The organism is Rhizobium sp. TAL182, from assembly GCF_002117725.1.
Taxonomy (GTDB): domain Bacteria; phylum Pseudomonadota; class Alphaproteobacteria; order Rhizobiales; family Rhizobiaceae; genus Rhizobium; species Rhizobium esperanzae.
In genome coordinates this window covers 4,291,843-4,316,288 of sequence record NZ_CP021024.1, presented here as the reverse complement: position 1 = coordinate 4,316,288, position 24,446 = coordinate 4,291,843, and the positions used below count along the sequence as shown (strand labels likewise).

Annotated in this window: 25 protein-coding genes and 1 tRNA gene; 13 read left to right on the top strand and 13 right to left on the bottom strand. The window is 61.3% G+C overall.

Annotated features, from left to right (window positions below; translation table 11 throughout):
* Positions 1-20: 20 nt before the first annotated feature.
* Positions 21-1,598: an alkaline phosphatase family protein gene (locus tag Tal182_RS21505; protein WP_085860679.1), complete on the bottom strand. Its 1,578-nt coding sequence runs from the start codon at positions 1,596-1,598 to the stop codon at positions 21-23.
* On the bottom strand, positions 1,576-2,559 hold the full coding sequence (gene galE, locus Tal182_RS21500; RefSeq protein ID WP_064811536.1) for a UDP-glucose 4-epimerase GalE: 984 nt from the start codon (positions 2,557-2,559) through the stop codon (positions 1,576-1,578). Before galE ends, Tal182_RS21505 begins: the two co-directional genes overlap by 23 nt.
* Positions 2,560-2,803: 244 nt before the next feature.
* Between galE and Tal182_RS21495 the strand changes: the two genes are divergently transcribed.
* On the top strand, positions 2,804-3,448 hold the full coding sequence (locus tag Tal182_RS21495) for a ThuA domain-containing protein (RefSeq protein WP_085860678.1): 645 nt from the start codon (positions 2,804-2,806) through the stop codon (positions 3,446-3,448).
* A gap of 63 nt (positions 3,449-3,511) precedes the next feature.
* On the opposite strand, the gene Tal182_RS21490 is transcribed toward Tal182_RS21495, so the two are convergent.
* Both Tal182_RS21490 and Tal182_RS21485 read right to left on the bottom strand, forming a co-directional pair.
* On the bottom strand, positions 3,512-3,766 hold the full coding sequence (locus Tal182_RS21490) for a DUF2934 domain-containing protein (RefSeq protein WP_085860677.1): 255 nt from the start codon (positions 3,764-3,766) through the stop codon (positions 3,512-3,514).
* Positions 3,767-4,150: 384 nt separating this feature from the next.
* Positions 4,151-4,225 (bottom strand) — tRNA-Gly (locus tag Tal182_RS21485).
* 255 nt (positions 4,226-4,480) lie between these two features.
* Between Tal182_RS21485 and Tal182_RS21480 the strand changes: the two genes are divergently transcribed.
* The 4 genes from Tal182_RS21480 (at position 4,481) to Tal182_RS21465 (ending at position 6,980) form a co-directional block, all read left to right on the top strand.
* Positions 4,481-4,990, top strand: a complete 510-nt coding sequence (locus Tal182_RS21480) for a prolyl-tRNA synthetase associated domain-containing protein (RefSeq protein ID WP_085860676.1) — start codon at positions 4,481-4,483, stop codon at positions 4,988-4,990.
* Positions 4,991-5,046: 56 nt separating this feature from the next.
* Positions 5,047-6,021 (top strand): thioredoxin, encoded by a 975-nt coding sequence (trxA, locus tag Tal182_RS21475; RefSeq protein ID WP_085860675.1) that lies wholly within the window; start codon positions 5,047-5,049, stop codon positions 6,019-6,021.
* Positions 6,022-6,095: 74 nt separating this feature from the next.
* The gene (locus tag Tal182_RS21470; protein WP_170965840.1) at positions 6,096-6,782 is read left to right on the top strand and encodes an LON peptidase substrate-binding domain-containing protein; all 687 of its coding nucleotides are present in this window, start codon (positions 6,096-6,098) and stop codon (positions 6,780-6,782) included.
* 9 nt (positions 6,783-6,791) lie between these two features.
* Positions 6,792-6,980, top strand: coding sequence for a Trm112 family protein (locus tag Tal182_RS21465; RefSeq protein ID WP_003567459.1), 189 nt, complete (start codon positions 6,792-6,794; stop codon positions 6,978-6,980).
* 15 nt (positions 6,981-6,995) lie between these two features.
* On the opposite strand, the gene Tal182_RS21460 is transcribed toward Tal182_RS21465, so the two are convergent.
* The gene (locus Tal182_RS21460) at positions 6,996-8,210 is read right to left on the bottom strand and encodes a ubiquinone biosynthesis hydroxylase (protein WP_085860674.1); all 1,215 of its coding nucleotides are present in this window, start codon (positions 8,208-8,210) and stop codon (positions 6,996-6,998) included.
* Positions 8,211-8,294: 84 nt separating this feature from the next.
* Between Tal182_RS21460 and tesB the strand changes: the two genes are divergently transcribed.
* The 6 genes from tesB (at position 8,295) to Tal182_RS21430 (ending at position 15,842) form a co-directional block, all read left to right on the top strand.
* Positions 8,295-9,179 (top strand): acyl-CoA thioesterase II, encoded by an 885-nt coding sequence (gene tesB, locus Tal182_RS21455; protein WP_064805557.1) that lies wholly within the window; start codon positions 8,295-8,297, stop codon positions 9,177-9,179.
* Positions 9,180-9,389: 210 nt separating this feature from the next.
* Positions 9,390-9,740, top strand: coding sequence for a P-II family nitrogen regulator (locus Tal182_RS21450; RefSeq protein ID WP_003543684.1), 351 nt, complete (start codon positions 9,390-9,392; stop codon positions 9,738-9,740).
* Positions 9,741-9,767: 27 nt separating this feature from the next.
* Entirely contained in the window at positions 9,768-11,195 is a 1,428-nt protein-coding gene (locus Tal182_RS21445) for an ammonium transporter (protein ID WP_064811531.1), read from the top strand.
* A gap of 248 nt (positions 11,196-11,443) precedes the next feature.
* Positions 11,444-14,128 (top strand): DNA translocase FtsK, encoded by a 2,685-nt coding sequence (locus Tal182_RS21440; protein ID WP_085860673.1) that lies wholly within the window; start codon positions 11,444-11,446, stop codon positions 14,126-14,128.
* 139 nt (positions 14,129-14,267) lie between these two features.
* Entirely contained in the window at positions 14,268-14,936 is a 669-nt protein-coding gene (locus tag Tal182_RS21435; RefSeq protein ID WP_064811529.1) for an outer membrane lipoprotein carrier protein LolA, read from the top strand.
* Between the two features lie 102 nt (positions 14,937-15,038).
* Positions 15,039-15,842, top strand: coding sequence for an exodeoxyribonuclease III (locus Tal182_RS21430; RefSeq protein ID WP_085860672.1), 804 nt, complete (start codon positions 15,039-15,041; stop codon positions 15,840-15,842).
* A 6-nt stretch (positions 15,843-15,848) separates the two neighbouring features.
* Here Tal182_RS21430 and Tal182_RS21425 read toward each other — a convergent pair whose 3' ends face one another.
* Both Tal182_RS21425 and Tal182_RS21420 read right to left on the bottom strand, forming a co-directional pair.
* Entirely contained in the window at positions 15,849-16,304 is a 456-nt protein-coding gene (locus Tal182_RS21425) for a cyclic nucleotide-binding domain-containing protein (RefSeq protein WP_064805547.1), read from the bottom strand.
* Between the two features lie 137 nt (positions 16,305-16,441).
* On the bottom strand, positions 16,442-17,125 hold the full coding sequence (locus Tal182_RS21420) for a response regulator transcription factor (RefSeq protein ID WP_011427159.1): 684 nt from the start codon (positions 17,123-17,125) through the stop codon (positions 16,442-16,444).
* A gap of 168 nt (positions 17,126-17,293) precedes the next feature.
* Here Tal182_RS21420 and Tal182_RS21415 point away from each other — a divergent pair, with 168 nt between their 5' ends.
* Both Tal182_RS21415 and Tal182_RS21410 read left to right on the top strand, forming a co-directional pair.
* Positions 17,294-17,815 carry a L,D-transpeptidase family protein gene (locus tag Tal182_RS21415; RefSeq protein ID WP_085860671.1) on the top strand — a complete coding sequence of 174 codons (522 nt, stop codon included), beginning with the start codon at positions 17,294-17,296 and terminating at the stop codon, positions 17,813-17,815.
* Positions 17,816-17,946: 131 nt separating this feature from the next.
* Positions 17,947-18,777, top strand: coding sequence for an aldo/keto reductase (locus tag Tal182_RS21410; RefSeq protein WP_085860670.1), 831 nt, complete (start codon positions 17,947-17,949; stop codon positions 18,775-18,777).
* Between the two features lie 107 nt (positions 18,778-18,884).
* On the opposite strand, the gene leuC is transcribed toward Tal182_RS21410, so the two are convergent.
* The 6 genes from leuC to rimM form a co-directional block, all read right to left on the bottom strand.
* Positions 18,885-20,294 (bottom strand): 3-isopropylmalate dehydratase large subunit, encoded by a 1,410-nt coding sequence (gene leuC, locus Tal182_RS21405; RefSeq protein ID WP_064806397.1) that lies wholly within the window; start codon positions 20,292-20,294, stop codon positions 18,885-18,887.
* Positions 20,295-20,568: 274 nt separating this feature from the next.
* The gene (locus tag Tal182_RS21400; RefSeq protein WP_085860669.1) at positions 20,569-21,387 is read right to left on the bottom strand and encodes an amino acid ABC transporter permease; all 819 of its coding nucleotides are present in this window, start codon (positions 21,385-21,387) and stop codon (positions 20,569-20,571) included.
* 18 nt (positions 21,388-21,405) lie between these two features.
* Positions 21,406-22,203, bottom strand: a complete 798-nt coding sequence (locus tag Tal182_RS21395) for a basic amino acid ABC transporter substrate-binding protein (RefSeq protein ID WP_085860668.1) — start codon at positions 22,201-22,203, stop codon at positions 21,406-21,408.
* 138 nt (positions 22,204-22,341) lie between these two features.
* A complete protein-coding gene (rplS, locus tag Tal182_RS21390) occupies positions 22,342-22,884 on the bottom strand; it encodes a 50S ribosomal protein L19 (protein WP_064805537.1) in 543 nt (180 codons plus the stop codon).
* 210 nt (positions 22,885-23,094) lie between these two features.
* Positions 23,095-23,796, bottom strand: a complete 702-nt coding sequence (trmD, locus tag Tal182_RS21385; RefSeq protein WP_085860667.1) for a tRNA (guanosine(37)-N1)-methyltransferase TrmD — start codon at positions 23,794-23,796, stop codon at positions 23,095-23,097.
* Positions 23,796-24,362, bottom strand: a complete 567-nt coding sequence (gene rimM / locus Tal182_RS21380) for a ribosome maturation factor RimM (protein ID WP_085861018.1) — start codon at positions 24,360-24,362, stop codon at positions 23,796-23,798. The genes trmD and rimM overlap by 1 nt, the downstream gene beginning before the upstream one ends.
* Positions 24,363-24,446 lie beyond the last annotated feature (84 nt).

The window sequence follows — 24,446 nt, the reverse complement described above, 5'->3', positions numbered from 1 at the left end:
TCGAAGAAGACGGAAATGCTCTACCGGGGTCGGTGCGTCACCGGCCCTTTTTCCGTCAGCTCGGTATAGGCAAGCGTCTGGTCGAGATGCCGCGCTCTCAGCGAGAGCAACTTCTCGGCATATTCAAGTCGGATCGCTGCATAGGCCGGATCCGCCGCGACATCGTCGAGCTCCATCGGATCGTCGCTGAGATCGAAGAGCAGCGGCGGCAGTGCGGCAAAGTGCACATATTTGAACCGATCGTCGCGAATCACGGCGAGATTGCACTGATTCGGCCGCAGCCCGAAATGCCGTTCCGCCTCACCTTTGGCAATGTCGCGGAAATCAAATTCCCAGAATATCGCGTCGCGCCAGACTTCCGCGCGCTCGCCCCTGATGAACGGCATCAGCGACCGGCCGTCGAGCCCGTGCTTTGGCTCGATGCCGAGCCTTTCGCAAAGCGTGGGAAAAATATCCGCAGCGCTGGTGAAATCGTCAACGATCCTGCCGGCCGCAGCGTTTGCGGGATCGCGGATTATCAGCGGGATATGGTAGCTGCCATCGAAGAAGCCACCCTTGCCGAGCGTCCAGTGATCTCCCGCCATCTCGGCATGGTCCGAGGTGAAGACGACGAGCGTATTCTCCCAGGCGCCCGCATCCTTCAGCGCCTGCCAGATCCGGCCGAGCTGCGCATCGACCTCTGAGATCATCCCGTAATAAATCGCTCGGATCGCCGCGAAGTCCATGCTGCTCCAGGCGCTGAGCGGTCCTTGCGTCCCGGGAATGAAGCTGCCCTTGTCGGAGAGCGGCATGGCGTAGGCGAGATAGGGATGAGCTTCCTGTTCTGCTTCGGGGTTTTCCGCACGCGCAAAGGCCGGCCCGTCATCCGGTTTGTGCATTCGGTTGAACGGCGCGGGCACGGAAAATGGCGGGTGCGGACGCAAGAAGGAGACATGCGCAAACCACGGCCGGTCCTGTTCGCCCATCCAGCGAATGAACTCGCCGGCCAGGAATGCGGTCTGGGTCACATCGCTGGAATAGGCTGGCGCAGCATCGGAAATTTCGCCGGCTTGCGCACCGATGGGGATATGGATGTCGCGGCTGACGGCGTTCAAATGGCCACGTGACCTGAGCCATGAGAGCCATTGCCGCTCATGCTCGGGCAGGAGTTGGCGAGCGGTAAAACCCGGCAACACGCCTTCATAGGTGGTCAGATGCGGGTCGGCCGCATCCATGCCGCGCGGATCGGGCGCCGTGTCGGTATAGCCGAACAGCGTCGGGTCGTATCCCGCCCGCCGGGCCGCCAGAGCCAGATTGTCGAAGCGCGCGTCGAGCGGCGAACCATTGCGGCAGACGCGGTGATTCATCTGATAAAGGCCGGTATAGAGCGTGGCCCGGGCCGGCGAGCAGGGGGCCGCCCCGGCATAATGCTGCCGGAAGAGCGTGCCTTCGCGTGCCAGCGCATCGATTTCAGGTGTTTTCACACAAGCATGACCGACCGCCGATAGGCAGTCGCCACGCCATTGGTCCGCGGTGATCAGCAGAATATTGGGCCGGCGGAGCTGCTCAAGGCGTTTCGGCTCAATGCTGCTTGGCTCAATGCTGGTTGGATTTTGCATGCCAGTTCCAGGCGGAACTTATGATCTCGGACAGATCGTACTGCGGCACCCAGCCGAGCACGTCGCGCGCCTTGTCGTTGTTGGCGACCAGCGTATGCGAATCCCCTTCGCGCCGGCCGATATATTCGACCGGGAAAGGCCGGTTCGATACGTCCTCGATCGCCCCGAGCAATTCCCTGACCGTCGTGCCCGTGCCGGTGCCGAGGTTGAGCGCGACGGAATCGCCGCCCTTCAGCAGATATTCGACGGCGCGCACATGCGCGTCGGCAAGATCCAGCACATGGATGTAGTCGCGCACACAGGTGCCGTCGCGCGTCTCGTAGTCGCTGCCGAACACCTTGAAACCCTGGCGACGGCCGAGGGCGGCGTCGATTGCCAAAGGAATTGCATGCGTTTCCGGCTGGTGCCATTCGCCGATCCGCCCTTCGAAATCAGCGCCGGCCGCATTGAAATAACGCAACACCACCGAGCGCAGGCCCTTGTACTGGTCGTAGTCGGCAAGCGCCTGTTCGACGATATATTTCGTCCGCCCGTAGGGATTGATCGGCACCTGGCGGTGCGTCTCGTCGAGCGGTACGCTCTGCGGCAGGCCATAGGTGGCGCAGGTGGAGGAGAAGACGAAGGCGTTGATGCCGGCGGCCTGCGCTGCCGAAAGCAGCGTCAAAGTGCCGATCACATTATTTTCATAGAAGGAAACCGGATCCTTGACCGATTCGCCGACTTCGATCAGCGCCGCGAAATGCAGGATGGCCGCCGGCTTGTGCTTGGCCAGCACCTCGTCCAGCCGGGCACGATCGCGAATGTCGCCCTCTTCCGCCGGCCCCCATTTGACGAACTCGCGATGGCCGTTTGAAAAATTATCGAAGACGACGGGCCTATAGCCCTTGTTCGCCAGGTCGAGGCACGTATGCGAGCCGATATAACCGGCGCCGCCGACCACAAGAACCGTTTCACCTGCCATGCACCACCCTTAATCATCAGTGAGAGATGGAAGAAACCTAGACGAGATAGACGTCAATAAAAAGAAGGAACTGCGATCGGCACGAGCGGACAATACGTCAAATGCCGAAACCGGCGGGTTTGCGATTTGGCCGAAACGGAAGTCGATCAATTATTCGCGTGATTTGCACGACCGCCCGATTTAAGCGGCTTGTATCATCGGGCGATGATCAACGATCCGCAGCAATCAGCCAGGGAGAACGGGAATGAGGAAGGCATTGATCGTCTGGGGCGGCTGGCAGGGCCACGAGCCGGAACAATGCGCCCATATCGTCGCCGATCTCCTGCGCGAGGACGATTTTGCGGTGGAGGTGACCGGCGATCTCGGCATATTCGGATCTCCGAGCCTGGCCAAGGCGGATCTGCTGGTGCCCATCATCACCGGCGGAACGCTGGAAAAGCCCCATGCCAGCGCCCTGGTCGAGGCCGTGCGCGGAGGTCTCGGGCTTGCCGGCCATCACGGCGCGCTCGCCACCTCCTTCAAGGAAAGCGCGCCGTTCCGCTACGTCTCCGGCGTTACCTGGGTCGCTCATCCCGGCAACATCATCGACTTCCGCGTCGCTATTACCCGCCAGGACGATCCGATCATGGAGGGCATTCCCGACTTCGACTACCATTCGGAGCAATATTACCTGCATTACGATCCCACGGTCGAAATCCTGGCGACCACCACCTTCACCGGCGCCTACGATCCGGCGGCGCGCAATGTGGTGATGCCCGTCGTCTTCAAACGCCATTTCGGCGCTGGCCGCATCTTCTATTCCGCTCTCGGCCATGTCGCCGCCGAGTTCGACCATCCCTATATGCCGCTCATCCTGCGGCGCGGCCTCGGCTGGGCTGCCCGCCAATAGTATCAGGACGACACATTGCCACCTCCGGGCGGGGTGACTGCTTCAATCTGACAGGAAAAGGTTTTAACGCGCCGCTTTCAGCTGCAGGTCGTTCTCGGCGGCGGGGACCGGCCGGTCATAGACCCGCATCAGCCGCCCGGCCGCCTTCAGCTTTTCCATAAGGTCGTTTCCGTCGGGCGAGGCTTTGGTCAATTCCAGCTGCTCGAATTCCTTGAGCGCCTGCATCCAGTGGCTTTCACCGCGGCCTTCCGGCCTGCCTTCGGATTCCCACAGCGAATAAGCGCGCTGGCTGACCCAGGCGTCCCTATTGTGACTCATAACAAACCCCAGCGGAAAAATTGCAGGCAAATATCGATAGGTTCAAGGTTGCCAAAACCGGCTTTAGGAGTGGTTACGAGGGAGCGTTATTTTTTGGCTAACGGGCAACACCGCTTCGAAGGCATGGCACCTCGCGTCGCGCCTGCGGCCGTCTGTGCATCCATCGCAAGAAGGTCAACATCTCAGTCGTCACGACCGGTCAGAGGCTCGGCTTCACGCAGCTCGACGGCCGCATTTGGCTTGTAAGCTTCTTGCGCCACGATCTTGGATATATCGATTCGGAACAGGGCACTGCAGACCAGCGACAACCCATTCGGCACGAGCTTGTACCTATGCCCTAGGACAAACTGTTACCTGTGTCTCGGGATAGACCAAGAGAGAAACTGGAGCGGGCGAAGGGATTCGAACCCTCGACCCCAACCTTGGCAAGGTTGTGCTCTACCCCTGAGCTACACCCGCTCAATCCGCATCGGTCCGGGGTAGTCGTTGGACCGTGGGCGCCGCCTCGTGGCGACGGGCGCTATATGGCCTAACGGATTTTCAATTGCAACAGGGAAATGACGGAGAAGCGAAGAAAAATTGCGATGTTCGCACAAGCGGCGCGGAAAGGCCGCAAAACGGGGGCAGAGCGTCGGTTGCGAAGATTGCCAAACATTGTGGACGGACTTAATCAGGACGCCTCGACTTTTCCCTTACACGCCGATGGATCGTCCAATGCCCGAAAATTCCCCCAAGACAAGAGAAGAATTGTTCGCCTTCCTCGACGGGCTCGGCATCGCCCATAAGACAGTGGATCATGCGCCTGTTTTCACCGTGGCCGAATCGGTTGCGCTGCGCGATGAAATCCCCGGCGGCCACACCAAGAATCTGTTCATCAAGGACAAGAAGGACCGGTATTTTCTGCTGACGGTGGAGGAGAATGCCGAGGTCGACCTCAAGCAGGTTCACACCATCATCGGCGGGTCCGGCCGGGTCTCCTTCGGCAGGGCAGAGAAGCTGATGGAATATCTCGGTGTCATTCCGGGGGCGGTCACCGCCTTCGGCGCGATCAACGATCGCGAAGCAAAGGTCACCTTCGTGCTCGATGCCGATCTGATGGAAGAGAAGATCGTCAACTGCCATCCGCTCACAAACGATGCGACGACATCGATTGCGAGCGGCGACCTCATTCGTTTCATGGAAGCGACCGGACATAAGCCGCTTGTCTTGAAAGTGACGTCCTGACATACGATTTTAGCGCTACAATGATGCCGGCAGGATCGGCGCGGCGGGAGATACCTATGAGCGGCAGCAACAACCCCTATAACGGTTCCTTCGGAAATCAGATGTCGGCAACGGCAAGCTTCGGCGCTCAGCCGGAAGCGGCGGCTGCGACCGGCAGCTACATCACCGACACGACGACTGCGAATTTCGGCAAGGACGTTATCGAGGCGTCGCGCAATCAGCCGGTGCTGGTTGATTTCTGGGCGCCCTGGTGCGGTCCCTGCAAGCAACTGACGCCAGTCCTGGAGAAGGTGGTCAACGAGGCCAAGGGCCGCGTTCGGCTGGTCAAGATGAACATCGACGACCATCCCTCGATTGCCGGCCAGCTCGGCATCCAGTCGATTCCTGCCGTCATTGCCTTCGTCAACGGCCGTCCGGCAGATGGCTTCATGGGCGCGGTACCGGAAAGTCAGATCACTCAGTTCATCGACCGTATCGCCGGGCCTGCCGGTGCCGATGAGGCGGCCGAAATCGAAGCCGTGCTGACTGAGGCGGCGGAGCTGCTCGCTGCCGGCAACATCAACGAGGCCGCGCAGCTCTACGGCGCCGTCATGCAGGCCGATCCCGAGAATGCCAAGGCGCTTGCCGGAATGGCCGAATGCATGATCGCCGCAAACCAGCATCAGCGAGCGCGCGAAACGCTGACTGATCTGCCGGAGGAGCTTGCGAAGGACGCCGGCATTAAGGCGGTGCTGAAGAAGCTCGATCAGATCGAGGAGGCGCGCAAGCTCGGCGATCCCGTGGCGCTCGAGCGGGAGCTGGCGACCAATCCCGATCATCACGAGGCGCGGCTGAAGCTCGCCAAGATCCTCAATGTCGAAGGCCGGCGGGAGGAAGCCGCCGAACATCTGCTTCTCATCATGCGCAAGGATCGCACCTTCGACGATGACGGCGCCCGCCGGCAACTGCTGCAGTTCTTCGAGGTCTGGGGTTTCAAGGATCCGGCAACGGTTGCCGCCCGGCGCAAGCTTTCGGCGATGCTGTTCTCTTAAGATGAATATTCGCCCTTGCGTTTTTGGGCGGGGGCACCACATTCTCGTCAGGACGGGCATGCCCGTCTGCCAGAATGCGGGACGGTTTCATGCAAGTCGGTAATGCCAGATACCTGAAGCCGGGCGATCTGCCTGATGCGATCGCTGTCTTCCCCCTGACCGGGGCCCTCCTCCTGCCCGCCGGGCAGCTTCCCCTCAACATCTTCGAGCCGCGTTATCTGGCGATGCTGGATGCAGCACTTGCCGGAAACCGGCTGATCGGCATGGTCCAGCCGGCACTCGGCGAACATGAGGACAAGGGCGGCGAGCACAATCTTGCCGCCGTCGGCTGCCTCGGTCGCATCACCTCCTTTGCCGAGACCGGCGACGGACGCTATATCGTGTCGCTGACCGGCGTCTGCCGCTTCCGGCTCCTGGAGGAGAAGGTGACCAGCGATCCCTTCCGCACCTTCCGCATCGCACCCTTCATTGCCGATCTCTCGGCTGAGAACGAGGAGGAGGCGGTCGACCGCATGGCGCTGCTGACCGCCTTCAAGGCCTATCTCGATGCCAATAAGCTGGAGGCCGACTGGGAGAGCGTCGAGCGGGCCAGCAACCTGACGCTCGTCAATTCACTCGCCATGATGTCGCCGTTCGGGCCGGCTGAAAAGCAGGCGCTCCTGGAGGCGCCGGACCTGAAGACACGGGCCGAGACGCTGATCGCCATTACCGAAATCGTGCTGGCGCGGGTCTTCGGTGACTCCGATACGGTTCTGCAGTAGACTGCGGCCATGGACGAAAAACTGAGCCGCGTCGATCCGAAACTGCTGGAGCTCCTGGTCTGTCCGCTCTCCAAGGGCCGGCTTTCCTATGATCGCGAACATAATGAGCTCGTCTCGGAAAAGGCGCAGCTTGCCTATCCGATCCGCGACGGCATTCCGATCATGCTGGTGTCCGAGGCCCGCCGCCTCGACGAATAGCCTCGCCGAATTTGGCTAAATCGTCTGGCCGGCCAGCAGCCGCGGATTATCCTTTGCCGCTGTTCCGGCCGCCTGGCTGATGAAGAAGGATTTGAGGCGCGGCAGCCGGTCGACGATGCCGAGACCGACATCGCGAGCGATACGGATCGGCATTGCGTCGTTAGAGAAAAGCCGATTCAGCACGTCGGTCGTCACTCCCATACGGAAGGTGTCGAAGCGCCGCCAGGTCTGGTAACTCTCGAGGATGTTGATCGAGCCGATGTCGAGGCCGAGGCGGTCGGCCTCGACGATCGTTTCGGCGAGCGCCGCCACGTCCTTGAAGCCGAGATTGAGGCCCTGTCCCGAAATCGGGTGGATACCGTGCGCGGCGTCGCCGGCCAGCGCCAGACGCGGAGCGACAAAGGAGCGGGCAAGCGTCAGGCCGAGCGGAAAGGCGCGTTTGTCGCCGATGACCTTCAGCGCTCCGAGCTTATGGCCGAAGCGGCGTTCCAGTTCCTCCTCGAAGATCAGATCGTCGGCGGCAACCAGCCTGTCGGCATCATGCGTGCGTTCCGTCCAGACGAGCGAGGAGCGGTTGTTCCGGAGCGGCAGGATGGCGAAGGGGCCGGCCGGCAGGAAATGCTCCTCGGCACAGCCGTCATGCGGCCGCTCATGTTCGACGGTCGCGACAATGCCGGACTGGCCGTAGTCCCAGGTGACGGTCCTGATACCGGCGAGATCGCGCAGTCTCGAGCGCACGCCGTCGCAGGCAACCACCAGCCGGGATTCCAGGGTGCTGCCGTCCGAAAGCGTGACGCCGGCATGGCTGTCGTGGGTTTTGAGTTCGGTCGCGCTCAGTCCGTGGCGTATGTCGATACCGAGCCGTTCGCAGGCGCCGCGAAGCGCTGCGACCATGGCGACATTCGGAATCATGTGAGCGAAAGGCCGGCCTTCGGCCACCTCGCCGTCGAAGGTCAGGAAAACCGGGCGGACCGGATCGGAGGTTCGGGAATCGGTCACGATCATCTTGGTGATCGGCTGAGCTTCCGGCTCGATCTCGGTCCAGATGCCGAAGATTTCGAGCATCTTTGCGGCGGCAGCGATGACGGCGGAAGCGCGCTCATCGTTTTTCCAGACATGCTCGGGTGCGGCTTCGACCACCGAGACTTTCAGATGCGGTGCTGCCTGCTTGACCGCAACGGCAGCGGAAAGGCCGACATAGCCCCCGCCCACAACCAGCATATCCAGCATCACGCCGCTCCCGTACCTTGTGCCTCAGATGTGATCTATATAGATCATCGCAACTTCACTTCCTACCGCCGGGAGACATACAAAATGACGCGCGAAACAAACGGACCGTCGGCGATGGAGAGGCTGCTTGCGACGCTCGATCTGGAGCCGATCGAGGTCGATATCTTCCGCGGCCGCAGTCCGCAGGCCGGCTGGCAGCGGGTCTTCGGCGGCCAAGTGATCGGCCAGGCGCTGATGGCGGCGCAACGCACCATTGAGGCCGAGCGCTTCGTGCACTCGCTACACGCTTATTTCATGCGCCCCGGCGATCCCTCGGTGCCGATCATCTACCAGGTGGAGCGCATCCGCGACGGATCGAGCTTCAACACTCGGCGCGTCGTCGCGATCCAGCACGGCAAGGCGATCTTCGCGCTGTCGGCTTCTTTCCAGGTGGAGGAAGCGGGCTTCGACCACCAGATCGCCATGCCCGAGGTGGCGATGCCCGAAGAACTACTCGGCGAACAGCAGATCAAGGAGCAATATCTCGCGCATGCGCCGGATGCGATCCGGAAATACTGGGAGCGCGAGCGGCCGATCGAGATCCGCCCCGTCTCGTTGACCCATTATTTTTCCGACAGGAAGCTCGACCCCCGGCAGGACGTCTGGGTGCGCGCCACCGGTCCGGTTCCCGATGACCGGCTCTATCAGGCTGCGGTGCTTGCCTATCTCTCAGACATGACACTGCTCGATACATCGCTTTATGCCCACGGAACGTCCATCTTCGACCAGAGCCTGCAGGTGGCAAGTCTCGATCACTCCATGTGGTTCCACCGGCCCTGCAAACTCGACGACTGGCTGCTCTATACGCAGGACAGCCCCTCGGCGTCGGGCGCCAGGGGATTAACCCGCGGGAGCCTGTTCACGCGAACGGGTGTGCTGATCGCATCCGTCGCGCAAGAAGGATTGATTCGGAAAAAGGCAAATGAATAAATAACAGGCATATTTACAAATTTGCGCATTATTTGTGCGCTTATTGCTCGGTCAATTGCCTGTTTATTGGCGCTCCTAATTATAACATTTATTTTTCAATAGGTTAACTTCGGCTTCGAATCTGGCACGTCCTTTGAATGTATATCGCCGGTCGCTGTTCAGGAACGTCAGCGGCAAGGAGAGTCGGCTCCGCGCCGAGGATAACGAAGGATGGGAAACCAGATGAAAATTGTGATGGCTATAATCAAGCCGTTCAAACTCGATGAGGTCCGCGAAGCCCTTACGGCGATCGGCATTCAGGGCCTGACCGTAACCGAAGTGAAGGGCTACGGGCGCCAGAAGGGACATACCGAAATCTATCGCGGCACCGAATATGCCGTCAGCTTCCTGCCGAAGCTCAAGATCGAAATCGCGGTTGCATCCGAACTTGTCGACAGGGCGGTCGAAGCCATCGCGGCGTCGGCCAAGACCGGCCAAATCGGTGACGGCAAGATTTTCGTCTATTCGATCGACCATGCCGTGCGCATCCGTACGGGCGAAACCGATTCAGAAGCGCTGTAAGAACGGCAGATCAAGGAGCTTTTTCCAATGTCAATCTCGAAGTTTTCTTCCACCTTTGCGCGCGTCGGCGCAGCATCGGCCGCGCTTCTTGCGCCGGCCGTCGCTTTTGCGCAGGAGACTGCTGCGCCAGCCGCTGCCGCCGCTGCTCCTGCCTTCACCATGGACAAGGGTGACAATACCTGGATGCTCGTCTCCTCGGCGCTCGTCCTTCTGATGACCATCCCCGGCCTTGCCCTTTTCTACGGCGGTCTCGTGCGCGCCAAAAACATGCTCTCCGTGCTGATGCAGGTCTTCATGATCACGGCTGTCGTGTCGCTGATCTGGGTGACCTACGGCTATTCGCTCGCCTTTACCGACGGCGGCTCGCTGAACAGCTTCATCGGCGGCTTCTCCAAGGCCTTCCTTGCCGGCGTCAACACATCGTCGCTCGCCGAAACCTTCTCGAAGGGCGTCGCCATTCCGGAATACACATTCATCGTCTTCCAGATGACTTTCGCCTGCATCACGCCCGGCCTGATCGTCGGCGCCTTCGCCGAACGCGTCAAGTTCTCGGCAGTCATGCTCTTCGTCGTGCTGTGGGTCACCTTCATCTATTTCCCGATGGCGCACATGGTCTGGTTCTGGGGCGGCCCGAGCTCCTACAGCGCACCGGCCGGCCTGATCTTCTCTTACGGCGCAATCGATTTTGCCGGCGGCACGGTCGTTCACATCAATGCCGGTATCGCCGGCCTTGTCGGCGCCATCATGCTCGGCAAGCGCACGGGCTATAAGAAGGAAATCATGGCTCCGCATTCGATGACGCTGACCATGGTCGGTGCCTCGCTGCTCTGGGTCGGCTGGTTCGGCTTCAACGCCGGCTCCAACCTCGAAGCCAATGGCTACGCATCGCTTGCGATGATCAACACCTTCGTCGCGACGGCTGCCGCTGCCGTGTCCTGGTGCATCGTCGAAAGCCTCGCCCGCGGCAAGGCCTCGATGCTCGGCGGCGCTTCCGGCGCTGTCGCCGGTCTCGTCGCCATCACCCCGGCCGCCGGTTTTGCCGGTCCGATGGGCTCGATCGTTCTCGGCCTCGTCGTCTCGCCGATCTGCTACTTCTTCGTCGATGTCGTGAAGAACAAGTTCAACTATGACGACAGCCTGGACGTCTTCGGCGTCCATTGCGTCGGCGGCATCATCGGCGCTCTCGGCACCGGCATCCTCGTCAACCCGGCGCTGGGCGGTGCAGGCATCGTCGACTATTCGACGGCTGATTTCGCCGCCACCTATGCCGGCACGGCAACCCAGGTCCTGAACCAGGCGAAGGGCGTTCTCACGACCCTCCTGTGGTCGGGCATCGGTTCGGCGATCCTCTACAAGATCGTCGACGTCGTCATCGGCCTGCGCGTGAGCGTCGAAGCCGAGCGCGAAGGTCTCGACCTTTCGACCCACGGCGAAGCCGCCTACCACGCCTCCTGATCATAAAGTTTGCGGCGCCCGCAGACGGGCGCCGCTTCACGGCCCGTCGCGGCCTATCTAACCATAAGCCGCATTTGGCCCGGACCTTCCAAGGTTCGGGCTTTTTTCTTTTCTGGGGTTGGATGCGCCTCCCGGCAGGCATGGTTAACATCGCTTTAACCCCGTTCTGGTTAGGTAGAGCGGACGCATTTTGGCATGGCGAAGCTTCGGTGATTCGCATGCCCCCAGGCAGTGGACGGGTTAGACACATGGCAAGAAGCACGTCGCCGGCGATGGATGGCCGTCCGGATCGGTTCTCCTTCTCGGCATTCATGCTGCGGCAGATCCAGGCGCTCATCGGCTTTGCGATCTTTCTGCTGCTGGCGTTCTGCGTCGCGGCACTGGCGACCTGGAACGTCGCCGATCCGAGCTATTCCTACGCCACCGCCAACCTGCCGACGAATATCCTCGGCTACAGCGGCGCTGCCTTTGCCGATATCGTCATGCAGTTCCTCGGGCTTGCCAGCGTCGTGTCGATGCTGCCGATCGTCGCCTGGGCGCTGACGATGATCTCGGGCCGCAGCTTCAACCGCATTCCCGCCCGCATCGGCGCCTGGCTTGCCGGTTCGATTCTGTCTTCCGCCGTCATCGGCTGTTTTCCGCCGCCGCTCACCTGGCCGATCCCGAACGGTATCGGCGGCGTCGTCGGCGACATGATCCTGCGCTTTCCCGCACTCTTCGTCGGCGCTTATCCCACCGGCACCTTCGCCATGGCCGTTGGCTGCATTTTTGCTGTGCCGACCGCGTGGATGATGCTCTTCGCGTCAGGCCTCGTCGGCCGCAGTGACGCCGATGACGAAATCGAGGACGATTACGTCGAGACAACAAGCAAGGCGCGGGTGGTCGGAGACGAAGACGAGGACGAGGACGAATCGCGCTGGGTTGCGCTCAGCGGGGCCATGACGCATGCCTGGTTCATGAGCCAGGGCCGGCTGCGCCGGCTCTTCGGCATGGGACCGCGCCAACGACGCCAGGGCGATTTCGAATCGCCTTATGATTTCAACGACGATGAATTCGGCACGCTGAACGAACCGGTCCGCGCCAAAGCGCCGGCCGTCCGCGGCGAGCGCCTGGAGCCATCGATGGAGCCGTCAATGGCGGCAAGGGCGGCTTCGCCGCGGCGCGTCGTCGCTGCGCCGTCGCTTTCCATCGATGACGAGGATGAGAACGACGATCCGCCTTTCGATGCCGACATGCCGCCGCGTCCGGCCGACATTCTGCCCGACGACGATGATGACGACTGGATGATCCGTGCGCCGGCAAAAGCCACCGCCAAGCCGGAGCCTCGCGTTGTCCCGGCGATCACGCGTCCGAAGCCCGGTGCCCGTGTCGAGCGGGAAGCGCAGGGCTCGTTCATTCGTCCCGAGGGTTTCCAGCTTCCCTCGATGCACTTGCTCGCCGAGCCACGGAACGTGGTGCGCGATTCAACACTGTCGGCCGATGCGTTGGAGCAGAATGCCCGCATGCTCGAGGGTGTGCTGGAGGATTTCGGCGTCAAGGGTGAAATCATTCATGTCCGCCCGGGCCCCGTCGTCACGCTGTACGAACTGGAGCCGGCGCCCGGCATCAAATCGTCGCGCGTCATCGGCCTGGCCGACGATATCGCCCGCTCGATGAGCGCCATCGCCGCCCGCGTCGCCGTGGTGCCGGGCCGCAATGCGATCGGTATCGAACTGCCGAACCAAACGCGCGAGACCGTCTTTCTTCGCGAATTGATCGCGTCGCGGGATTTCGACGGCAGCAAGGCCAAGCTCGCAATGGCGCTCGGCAAGACGATCGGCGGCGAAGCCGTCATCGCCGACCTCGCCAAGATGCCGCACCTGCTTGTTGCCGGCACCACCGGTTCGGGCAAATCGGTCGCCATCAATACGATGATCCTGTCGCTGCTCTACCGCATGACGCCGGAACAGTGCCGGCTGATCATGATCGACCCGAAGATGCTCGAGCTCTCGGTGTATGACGGCATTCCGCATCTGCTTTCGCCTGTTGTCACCGATCCGAAGAAGGCCGTCGTCGCGCTCAAATGGACCGTGCGCGAGATGGAAGAGCGCTACAAGAAGATGTCGAAGATCGGCGTCCGCAACATCGACGGCTTCAACACGCGCGTCGAACAGGCGCTGTCGAAGGGCGAAGTGATCTCGCGCACGGTGCAGACCGGCTTCGACCGCCACACCGGCGAAGCCATGTACGAGACCGAGGAATTCGACCTCAAGCCGATGCCCTATATTGTCGTCATCATCGACGAGATGGCCGATCTGATGATGGTCGCCGGCAAGGACATCGAAGGCGCGGTGCAACGCCTGGCGCAAATGGCGCGTGCGGCCGGCATCCACGTGATCATGGCGACCCAGCGTCCGTCGGTCGACGTCATCACCGGCACGATCAAGGCGAACTTCCCGACCCGCATCTCCTTCCAGGTCACCTCGAAGATCGACAGCCGCACCATTCTCGGCGAACAGGGCGCCGAACAGCTGCTCGGCATGGGCGACATGCTCTACATGGCGGGCGGCGGGCGCATCCAGCGCGTTCACGGCCCGTTCGTTTCGGATGTCGAGGTGGAAGAGATCGTCTCCTACCTGAAGACGCAGGGCTCGCCGCAATATCTCGATGCGATCACCGCCGATGACGACGAGGATGGCGATTATGGCGGCGGCGGTCCGGCCGGCACGTCGAACCTTTCGGATTCGGAAGATCCCTATGATCAGGCCGTCGCCATCGTGCTGCGCGACGGCAAGGCTTCGACCTCTTACGTCCAACGCCGGCTTGGTATCGGATATAATAGAGCCGCCTCGCTGATCGAGCGCATGGAGAAGGAAGGCATCATCGGGCCGGCCAACCATGCCGGCAAACGAGAAATCCTCGTGCCGACCGAGGGCGACATCCTCGACCGCTGAGAGGAGCGCCATATATTTCTGATGTGGCCGCTTTGGCGGAAACACGGTGGCATCAACGCCGTTGCTTTTCGCGCGCCGATCGCAACGCCTTGAAGACGCCGCCTTTGAGCGGCATGCAGATCGCATAAAGGAGATTTAGATGCGTAACTCCGATTCCTTCCTCTCCGGCCTGGCGATGAAGCGCCGCGATCTTCTCGGCGCTTTCGCCGTCGCTGCGATGGCGAGTGCCGTCCCCTTGAGCGCCATCGCACAGGCTGCAGCGCCCGCTTCCGGCACGGCGCAGGCAATCGCCGATCATTTTTCTGGCGTCACGACGATGCAGGGCGAATTCGTCCAGTTCGGTCCGCGCGGCGAACAGACCGGCGGCAAGTTCTTCATCCAGCGTCCCGGCAAGCTGCGTTTCAACTACGACGATCCGTCGCCGATGCGGGTAATTGCCGACGGCAAGAATGTCGCCATCGGCAATATGAAGCTCAAGACGTGGGATCTCTATCCGCTCTCGAAGACTCCGCTCAGCCTGCTCCTGGCGCAGCATATCGACCTTTCGGCCGGCATGGTGAAGGGCGTGAAGGAGGAGTCGGACCTGACGACGATCGCGCTCGGCAACAATACGGTGTTCGGAAACTCGACGATCACCATGATGTTCGATCCGAAGACCTATGATCTGCGCCAGTGGACGATCACCGACAACCAGGGCAAGGATACGTCGGTGATGATCTTCAACGTCAAGACGGGTGTGCAGTTCGACGACCGCGTCTTCCGGGTGCCCTATGAGAGCATTCCGGGCACGGCAGCCTCACGCGACTGAGTGGGTTTTCGGTTGATCGCCTGAGGCTTTTGCACGCTCCCGGTTTCCTCCTGTCCGCCTTTGTTCTAAAGCCCTTTCATGAAAGTGGGAAAGGGCAGGGGCATGGGCTTTTCGATCACCACCTGGAACATCAACTCGGTGCGGCTGCGCATGCCGATCGTCGAGCAACTCGTTCTCAAACACAGGCCTGACATTCTCTGCCTGCAGGAAACAAAGGTGCCGAACGAGCTCTTTCCGGCAGCACCTTTGCGGGCGATGGGCTACGATCACATCATCATCCATGGCCAGAAGGGTTATCACGGGGTCGCAATCGCCTCGCGCATTCCGCTGACGGAGGATCACCGACATGATTATTGCGGCGTCGGCGATGCCCGTCACATATCGGCGGTGTTCGAGCGCGGCAACCGCCGTGTCCGGCTGCACAATTTCTACGTCCCTGCCGGCGGCGACGAGCCCGACCGCATGATCAATCCGAAATTCGGCCACAAGCTCGACTTCATCGAGGAGATGAAGCTCCTGAAAGCCAATGGCGAGGCCAACACCTCCGCCATCCTGGTCGGCGACCTCAACATCGCACCGCTGGAGCACGATGTCTGGTCGCACAAGCAACTGCTGAAAATCGTCAGCCATACGCCCGTCGAAACCGACGGGCTGCTCGAGGTGATGAAGCGCGGCGGCTGGCTCGATCTCATGCGCCAGCACGTGCCGGCCAGCGAGAAGCTTTATACCTGGTGGAGCTACCGGGCCAAGGACTGGGAGGCTGCCGATCGCGGCCGCCGGCTCGACCATATCTGGTCGTCATCGGATCTCGGGCCGCATCTCCAGCGGATCGAGATCCTGAAAGAGGCGCGCGGCTGGGACCGGCCGTCTGACCATGTGCCGGTAACGGCGCATTTCGATTTCTGACGGCAATCAGCTGAAGCGGTGAAATTGGCTTGCCGCCTTGGCTGCAAGCTCGGCGAGGTTGTCGCGGATGCGGTTTTCGATCAGACGGGCCGCATCGGGATATTCCTCGAGCAGCCGATGGAAGAGGGCGCGGGTGATGCGGATGATGCTGGTGTCCTCGCGCGCGATCGCGGTGAACTTGCGCTCCACCAAGGTGACCAGCGCCAGCTCCGAAATCAGTGTTCCCGGTCCGGCGACAGCCTCCGCCCGCTGCATGCCGTCGCTGCTCGTCGTGCTGAGTTCCAGGCTGCCGCTCAAGACGACGTAGGCGCTCTCGGCCGGCGAGCCTTGGCGGAACAGCATCTGGCCGGCGGCGATCATGCGCCGGTCGGCGCCGAAGGCGATTAGCCTCAGCTGGTCCTCGCTCATGTCCTTGAACAGCGGAAGCCGGGAAAGCAGATGAATGTCGTCAGTCAGCGCCATGCCGGCTTTTCGCCTTAGAGCAATTCCAGCAAAAGTGCCTGGCGGTTTTGCCAGGCAAAGCGTGAAACGCTTTTGCCGGGAACTGGGTGAAAACAAAGAGACAAAACATCTCCGCGATTCGGAAAAACGGAAATGCTCTAGGGTATGATCTTGTAGCCGCCGTTTTCCGTCACCAGAATTTCGGCGTTGGAGGGATCCCGTTCGATCTTCTGGCGCAGCCGGTAGACATGGGTTTCCAGCGTGTGCGTCGTTACACCAGAATTATAACCCCAGACCTCCTCGAGAAGCACGTCGCGGGTGACGACCTTCTGTTCGGCGCGATAGAGATAGCGGATGATCGCCGCTTCCTTCTCCGTCAGGCGGATCTTCTGGCCATTGTCGGTGGTGAGCAGCTTCTGGCTCGGCTTGAAGAGGTATGGGCCGACGGTGAAAGTCGCATCTTCGCTCTGCTCGTGCTGGCGCAATTGCACGCGGATGCGCGCCAGCAGTACGGCGAAGCGGAAGGGCTTGGTGACGTAGTCGTTGGCCCCAGCTTCGAGGCCAAGGATCGTGTCCGAATCGGTATCGTGGCCGGTCAGCATGATGATCGGCGCCTTGAAGCCGCCCTTGCGCAGGAGCTTCACCGCTTCGCGGCCGTCCATGTCGGGCAGGCCGACATCCATGATCAAGAGGTCGACCGGCGTCGAACGGGCGGTCGCAACACCTTTGCCGGCGTTGGCTTCCTGAAGAACCGTGAATTCCTCATAAAGCGACAATTGCTCCGTCAGGGTCTGACGAAGGTCCTCGTCGTCATCCACCAGAAGAATGGTGCGTGCGGTCATGCCGTTGCGTCCTCAAAGTTACGTCCCCTAGTCCTACGCCAAATTGCAGCTTTGGCAAGGATCGGCCGGCGGGGCTGTTGCCGCGCAGGTTTTCATATGATTTCAATCAAGGCCTCAGGCAATGCAAGACATGCGAGAAAAATGGAAAAAGCAAGGCGGAGCCGGGGCATGCGGCCATCGACGATCGTGGTGCGCCCCGCGCCAGGGCGCAAGAGCCGCGCCATCGTCCGATTCGGAGCAATCACCGTCCCTGCCGCGATCGGTCGTTCGGGCCGTACCATCCTCAAACGCGAGGGCGACGGCGCCACGCCGATCGCCGCGATGCGGCTGATTTCCGGTTTCCGGTGCGGTGAACGGAACGGTCGACTCACCACTTCGCTTCCCATTCGCCGCATCCGCGCAGACATGCTCTGGTGCGACCAGCCCGGCAACGCCAACTACAACCGTCTCGTGCGGGCGCCATTCAGCGCAGGTCATGAGGAGATGCGGCGCAGCGACGGCCTCTACGATATCTGCCTTGTCATGGACTGGAACATTTCCTCGCGGGCGCGCCATCGCGGTTCGGCGATCTTCTTCCATCTCATCAGACCGGGCTACGAGCCGACGGCCGGCTGCGTGGCTGTAAGCCTGCGTGACATGCGCCGCCTTCTGCCCCACCTTCGGAAGGGAACGATTGTCCGGGTCCTCTGATTGTCTTCAGGATGCCGCCGCCTATATGGTTCCGGTGACCGGACGCTCCGGCTGAAATGCGTTCCGGGACGTCCGCAAGTGCGGGCGCAATCCATGCCTCGTCCAATTCTTCAAACTCCCGGAGATATATTGTGACCGCTGAACCCATCATCACTTTCCATGACGGACATTCCATTCCCCAGGTCGGTCTCGGCGTCTGGCAGACGCCGCAGGAGATTGCCGCCCCGACGGTGCGCACCGCAATCGCCGCCGGCTATCGGCATATCGATACGGCTTCGGGTTACGACAATGAAGAGGGCGTCGGCGAAGGCATCCGCTCCTCCGGCCTCGCCCGCAAGGATATCTTCGTCACCACCAAGCTCAGGAATACCGACCAGGGCTACGACAATGCGTTGCGCGCTTTCGACGGCAGCCTCAAGAAGCTCGGCTCCGACTATGTCGACCTCTATCTCATTCACTGGCCGTCGCCGCATCGCGGCCTCTACACCGAGACCTGGAAGGCATTCGTGCGCATCCGCGAAGAGGGCCGCGCCCGCTCGATCGGCGTGTCGAATTTCTATCCCGAACATCTCGAGCGCATCATCGGCGAGACCGGCGTCGTTCCGGTCATCAATCAGATCGAGCTGCACCCCGACTTCCAGCAGAGAGCGGCGCGGGAGGCGCACAAGAAACTTGATATCGCCACCGAATCCTGGAGCCCGCTCGGCCAGGGCAAATTCCTCTCGAACAAGGTTATCGGCGAGATCGCCAACAAGCATCGGAAGACGCCGGCCCAGGTCATCATCCGCTGGCATATCGATACCGGCCTCGTCGTCATCCCGAAATCGGTCACGCCGTCGCGCATCGAAGAGAACTTCCAGGTGTTCGATTTCAAGCTCGATGCCGACGACATGGCGGCGATCGCCAAGCTCGACACTGCCGGCGCCCGCATGGGGCCGGATCCGATGACGGCGGCTTTCTGATCGCCGATTGCGCGAATACCGTCGATCGGCTGTCGCACTCCAATATAGAAACCGCCCGATGCGCTGAGACGCATCGGGCGGCTTTATCTTTCATTCCGCCGGAAGGGTCAGTTCCATTCGCGGATATCGACGAAATGTCCGGCGATCGCGGCGGCGGCGGCCATGGTCGGCGAGACGAGATGCGTGCGGCCCTTGAAGCCCTGACGGCCTTCGAAATTGCGGTTCGAGGTCGAGGCGCAACGCTCGCCCGGCTTCAGGCGGTCGTCGTTCATGGCAAGGCACATGGAGCAGCCCGGCTCACGCCAGTCAAAACCTGCGGCCTTGAAGATCTTGTCGAGGCCTTCGGCTTCCGCCTGTTCCTTGACGAGGCCGGAACCTGGAACGATCATGGCGTTGACGGTCGAGGCGACGGTCTTGCCCTCGACGACCTTGGCGGCGGCGCGCAGGTCTTCGATGCGGCCGTTGGTGCACGAGCCGATGAAGACGCGGTCGACAGCAATGTCGGTCATCTTCGTGCCCGGCTTCAGGCCCATATAGTCAAGCGCACGCCACTTGGAGGCACGCTTCGTTTCGTCCTGGATTTCATCCGGATTCGGCACGATGCCCTGGACGGAGACGACGTCCTCAGGCGAGGAGCCCCAGGAGACGATCGGCGGCAGTTCGGCGGCGTTCAGCTTGACGACGCGGTCGAAATGCGCGCCTTCGTCGGATTTCAGCGTCTGCCAATATGCGATCGCCTGTTCCAGCGCTTCGCCCTTCGGCGCGCGCGGCTTGCCCTTGATATATTCGAAGGTGATTTCGTCAGGGGCAATGAGGCCGGCGCGGGCGCCGCCTTCGATCGACATGTTGCAGATCGTCATGCGGCCTTCCATCGACAGCGAACGGATCGCTTCGCCGGCATATTCGATGACGTAGCCGGTGCCGCCTGCGGTGCCGATCTCGCCGATGATGGCCAGAACGATATCCTTGGCGGTGACGCCTGCCGGCAGCTGGCCGTCGACCTGCACCAGCATGTTCTTGGCCTTTTTCTGGATCAGCGTCTGAGTGGCGAGAACGTGCTCGACTTCAGACGTGCCGATGCCGTGGGCGAGAGAGCCGAAGGCGCCATGGGTGGAGGTGTGGCTGTCGCCGCAGACGATCGTCATGCCCGGCAGGGTGAAGCCCTGCTCCGGCCCGATGATGTGAACGATGCCCTGGCGCTTATCGTTTTCCGAATAATATTCGACGTTGAACTCGGCGGCATTCTTGGCGAGCTGCTCGACCTGGATGCGGCTTTCCTCGTTCTTGATGCCGAGATGGCGATCGGCCGAGGTTGGAACGTTGTGGTCGACGACGGCAAGCGTCTTTTCCGGGGCGCGGACCTTGCGGCCGGACATGCGCAGGCCTTCGAAGGCCTGCGGCGAGGTGACTTCGTGGACCAGATGGCGGTCGATGTAGAGAAGACAGGTTCCGTCGGCCTGTTCGTCGACCAGATGGTCGTCCCAGATCTTGTCGTAGAGGGTACGCGGTGCGCTCATGGCGGTAAGTCCGTTTTTGAAAGCTTTGGAAAATCGGAAAAAAGCGGATCGGGCTCCGCCGGCCGTCATTCGATCAACGAAGTCGGCTGTTGAGCGCACCGGAGACGCATGCGAAAAACCGCGCCGGCAGGCGATAGTGGTCCTGCAGCACGAAAATATGCGCACCAGTGCATCTGAACTTGGATTCCATGGCGGTGGATATAGCGATTTTTGATCGAAACGGCAATTCGAATCGTGAGGCGCGTCCTTTCTGCATCCGAATGGACGCGGGCGCTTAGCGCCGCGGCATCTGCTTCATCTTCTTCTCGATCCGCCGCAGCGCCAGCGACAGGCCGATCGTCAGGATCAGATAGATATAGGTGACGATCGAATAGGTCTCGAAGAAGCGGAAGGAGCCGGAGGCATAGACCTTGCCCATCTGCGTGATGTCGGCGACACCGAGGACGGAGACGAGGGATGAATCCTTCACCATCGAGACGAAATCGTTGGAGAGCGGCGGGAGGATGACCCGGATCGCCTGCGGGAAGACGACGAGCCGGAAGCGGCGGTAGCGCGACAGGCCGAGCGACTTTGCCGCCTCGATTTGACCGATATCGACGGACTGGAAACCGGCGCGGAAGATCTCGGCAATGAAGGAGGAATAGCCGATCATCAACGCGATGACGGCCCGCCACATCAGCGACAGGTCGCGCACCAGGATCGGTTCCGTAACGCCTGATTTCACCAGGGGTGTGATCATGAAGTTATAGGCCGTGACGAAACCGGGCGCACCGACGAAGGCGACGTAGAAGAGCAGCACCAGCATCGGGATGCCGCGGATGATCTCGATATAGAAGCGGGCGATCTGGCGCAGCACGACGCTGTCCGCCAGGCCGAGCAGCGCGATGCCGAGACCGAGCACCGTTGCCAAGGCAAAGGCGACGAGCGTCACGAACACGGTGACGCCGACGCCGTTGACCACGGTGCGGAAGACCTGGGTGTAAATGTCGTTTGTGATGATGACGACGGCGAGAACGATGCCGATCAAGAGAAGGACGGCCAGCCACCAGGGACGGTCGTCCTTCTCATGTCGCGGGGATGGTTGTGGAGCCATCTGCGATCTCTCGAGGGATTATTCGCCCATCTTGTAGTCGAGAAACCACTTCTTGTTCAGCGCCTCGAAGGTGCCGTCAGCCTTCAGCGCTGCGATGGCGGCATTGACGGGGGCGACGAGATCGGAGCCTTTCGGGAAGATGAAGCCGAAATCCTCGGTGCCGAGCGGTTCGCCAACCACCTTCAGGGCGCCGTTCGCGGAATCGACATAACCCTTAGCGGCGACGCTGTCGGTGAGGACGAGATCGACATCGCCTGTTTTCAGGGCCTGCACGGTTGCGCCGAAGGTCTCGAAGAGCTTGATGCGCGGGTTCTGTTCGTTGCCGTCGAGGATTTCATAGACGGCGGTGTAGAAAGGCGAGGTGCCGGGCTGGGCGCCAATCAGGCCGTCGTTGAAGGCGGCAAAGCTCTTGGCGTCGGTGAAGCGCTTCTCGTCGCCGCGCACCAGCATGAATTGCTGCGAGCGCATATAGGGATCGGAGAAGTCGACCTTCTGCTTGCGATCGTCCTTGATGGTGATCCCGGTCATGCCGATGTTGTACTGACCGTCGGAAACCGCCTGGATCATCGCGTCCCAGCTGGTGTTCTGATATTCGAGCTTGAAGTTCAGCCGCTTGGCGATCTCGTTCATCGCATCATATTCCCAGCCAACCGCCTTGCCGGATTTCGGGTCGACGAACTGCAGCGGCGGATAGGCATTCTCGGTGACGACGACGACGCTCTTGCCACCGAGATCCGGCAGTTCGGCAGCCGATACGGCCATGGGCGAAAGCGCAAGAGCGGCGAAGCTTGCGAGAACGGTGCGACGAAACAGCATAGAACGGCTCCAAAATTGAACGGCAAAAATTGTCACGGATGACCTGCCGAAGGCAAGGCTGCCGGCTGCACGGTCGCGTAAAAAATAGAAAAGGCGATCCGAAGACCGCCTTTCCACAAATAGAATTTTGCGCAGATCTTATTCTGCGGCCTTCTCGGCTTCGGCTGCAGCAGCTGCTTCGGCCGCGGCCTTGGCTTCCGCAGCTTCTGCTGCTGCCTTTTCGGCGGCGAGCGCCTGGGCGGCTGCAACCTTCTCGGCTTCGATACGGGCCTTTTCCTCGGCGACAGCAGCGCGCTCGGCGTCGTTGAGCTTGCGGGCGCGAACGCCGGTGTCTTCAACGATACGAGCCGACTTGCCGCGACGGTCGCGGAGGTAATAGAGCTTGGCGCGACGGACCTTACCGCGGCGAACAACGTCGACGCTTTCGATCATCGGCGAGTAGACCGGGAATACGCGCTCGACGCCTTCGCCGTAGGAGATCTTGCGAACCGTGAAGTTTTCCTGCAGGCCACCACCGGAGCGGGCGATGCAGACGCCTTCATAGGCCTGGACGCGCGTACGGTTGCCTTCCGTGACCTTCACGTTGACGCGGACGGTGTCGCCCGGGGAGAATTCGGGGAGGGTGCGCTTGGCTTCGATCTTAGCGGCCTGTTCGGCCTCGAGCTGCTGGATGATGTTCATCGTCTTAACCTTTGGTTCTTCTGAAACAGCCAGAGCGCTCATACTGTCCTTCGGTCGATGCCTCTGGAGTTTGCCCTTACGGGCGGGAGCGGATTCGCCATTCTTTGTTTGCTGGCAGACGGGGCTAGCCCCATTTCCGCGTGCGCCAATACACGAAAGGCTGGGGCTTGTCATCCCTCGCACGACATTTTTGTGAAAACGCCGGCGAAATCAGCCGTTTTTCTCTGTTTTAGCGCTATCGAGCAGGTCCGGCCGCCGTTCCTGCGTCAGCCGCACCGCTTCCTGGTGGCGCCATTTCTCGATGGCTCCGTGGTTGCCGGACGTCAAGACGGAGGGAATTTCCCGGCCTTCCCACTCTTGTGGCCGGGTATAATGGGGATGTTCCAGCAACCCGCCCTCGAAGCTTTCGTGCAGGCCGGAAAGATCGTTGCCCATCACGCCGGGCAGGATGCGGATGATCGCATCAAGCAGGATCAGCGCCGCCGGCTCGCCGCCCGACAGCACGTAATCGCCGATCGAGACTTCTTCCAGTCCGCGCGCCTCGATCACCCGCTGGTCGACGCCCTCGAAGCGACCGCAGACGATGATGACGCCGTCACCCGCCGCAAGCTCACGCACGCGCTGCTGCGTCAGCGGCCGGCCGCGCGGGCTCATCAGCAGGCGCGGCCGGGGATCATTTTCACCGGCACTGTCGATCGCGCGGGCGAGAACGTCAGCCTTCAGCACCATGCCGGCGCCGCCGCCGGCAGGCGTGTCGTCGACAGTGCGGTGTCTGTCGGTGGCGAAATCGCGAATCTGCACCAGATCCAGTGACCATTGCCCACGCTCCATCGCCTTGCCGGCGAGCGAGAAGCCAAGATGCCCCGGAAACATTTCCGGATAAAGTGTCAGTACGCGCGCCCGGAAAGCCATTACTTCTTCTTTTTCGGCTTGTCCGCGGTGAACTGCGAAAGCTCGGGGTCGTCGACCAGTCCCGCCGCCAGCGGATCGATCAGCAGCGTACCGGCTTCGAGATCGATTTCCAGCACAGAGGCTTCCGAGAAGGGAATGAGAACGGGGCGCTTGCCCGGGCCCTTGAGCTCCAGGAGATCGCCAGCGCCGAAATCGAAGACGCCGGTGACCGTTCCGTAGCTGACGCCCTTGTCATCAAGCGCTTCGAGCCCTTCGAGATCGGCATAGTAGAACTCATCGTCCTCGAGCTCCTCGTCCGGCAGATTGTCGCGCTCGATATAGAGTTCAAGTCCGTTCAGCGCTTCGGCGGCGTTGCGGTCGTTGATGCCGCGGAAACGGACGACGACGACATTCTTCATCTCGCGGATTTCGAGGATTTCGAAGCTGCGTCCGTCCATGCTGTGCAAAAGGCCGTAATCGCCGAGCGCGCTGGGATCGGCCGTGTAGGCCTTGGCGCGCACCTCGCCCCTGAGACCCTGCGCGCCACCGATCGTCGCCATCAAAACCGGGTTTTCAAGCTTTGTCATGGGTTCCTTCACGTGAAGCCGAAAGACAGGTTTCTCATAAACGAAGTGCGGGCGATTGGAAACGAAAACGGGCGGCATGTCGCC

Coding starts and splice junctions, on each gene's coding strand:
- Tal182_RS21495 (WP_085860678.1), top strand. CDS start 2,804: ATGAGGAAGGCATTGATCGTCTGGGGCGGCTGGCAGGGCCACGAGCCG.
- Tal182_RS21470 (WP_170965840.1), top strand. CDS start 6,096: ATGCGGGACGGTTTCATGCAAGTCGGTAATGCCAGATACCTGAAGCCG.
- Tal182_RS21480 (WP_085860676.1), top strand. CDS start 4,481: ATGCCCGAAAATTCCCCCAAGACAAGAGAAGAATTGTTCGCCTTCCTC.
- Tal182_RS21465 (WP_003567459.1), top strand. CDS start 6,792: ATGGACGAAAAACTGAGCCGCGTCGATCCGAAACTGCTGGAGCTCCTG.
- galE (WP_064811536.1), bottom strand. CDS start 2,559: ATGGCAGGTGAAACGGTTCTTGTGGTCGGCGGCGCCGGTTATATCGGC.
- rimM (WP_085861018.1), bottom strand. CDS start 24,362: ATGACAAAGCTTGAAAACCCGGTTTTGATGGCGACGATCGGTGGCGCG.
- Tal182_RS21445 (WP_064811531.1), top strand. CDS start 9,768: ATGTCAATCTCGAAGTTTTCTTCCACCTTTGCGCGCGTCGGCGCAGCA.
- Tal182_RS21460 (WP_085860674.1), bottom strand. CDS start 8,210: ATGCTGGATATGCTGGTTGTGGGCGGGGGCTATGTCGGCCTTTCCGCT.
- Tal182_RS21435 (WP_064811529.1), top strand. CDS start 14,268: ATGCGTAACTCCGATTCCTTCCTCTCCGGCCTGGCGATGAAGCGCCGC.
- Tal182_RS21505 (WP_085860679.1), bottom strand. CDS start 1,598: ATGCAAAATCCAACCAGCATTGAGCCAAGCAGCATTGAGCCGAAACGC.
- trxA (WP_085860675.1), top strand. CDS start 5,047: ATGAGCGGCAGCAACAACCCCTATAACGGTTCCTTCGGAAATCAGATG.
- Tal182_RS21415 (WP_085860671.1), top strand. CDS start 17,294: ATGCGGCCATCGACGATCGTGGTGCGCCCCGCGCCAGGGCGCAAGAGC.
- trmD (WP_085860667.1), bottom strand. CDS start 23,796: ATGGCTTTCCGGGCGCGCGTACTGACACTTTATCCGGAAATGTTTCCG.
- Tal182_RS21425 (WP_064805547.1), bottom strand. CDS start 16,304: ATGGCGCTGACTGACGACATTCATCTGCTTTCCCGGCTTCCGCTGTTC.
- Tal182_RS21430 (WP_085860672.1), top strand. CDS start 15,039: ATGGGCTTTTCGATCACCACCTGGAACATCAACTCGGTGCGGCTGCGC.
- Tal182_RS21450 (WP_003543684.1), top strand. CDS start 9,390: ATGGGAAACCAGATGAAAATTGTGATGGCTATAATCAAGCCGTTCAAA.
- Tal182_RS21395 (WP_085860668.1), bottom strand. CDS start 22,203: ATGCTGTTTCGTCGCACCGTTCTCGCAAGCTTCGCCGCTCTTGCGCTT.
- Tal182_RS21400 (WP_085860669.1), bottom strand. CDS start 21,387: ATGGCTCCACAACCATCCCCGCGACATGAGAAGGACGACCGTCCCTGG.
- leuC (WP_064806397.1), bottom strand. CDS start 20,294: ATGAGCGCACCGCGTACCCTCTACGACAAGATCTGGGACGACCATCTG.
- Tal182_RS21420 (WP_011427159.1), bottom strand. CDS start 17,125: ATGACCGCACGCACCATTCTTCTGGTGGATGACGACGAGGACCTTCGT.
- tesB (WP_064805557.1), top strand. CDS start 8,295: ATGACGCGCGAAACAAACGGACCGTCGGCGATGGAGAGGCTGCTTGCG.
- Tal182_RS21440 (WP_085860673.1), top strand. CDS start 11,444: ATGGCAAGAAGCACGTCGCCGGCGATGGATGGCCGTCCGGATCGGTTC.
- Tal182_RS21490 (WP_085860677.1), bottom strand. CDS start 3,766: ATGAGTCACAATAGGGACGCCTGGGTCAGCCAGCGCGCTTATTCGCTG.
- rplS (WP_064805537.1), bottom strand. CDS start 22,884: ATGAACATCATCCAGCAGCTCGAGGCCGAACAGGCCGCTAAGATCGAA.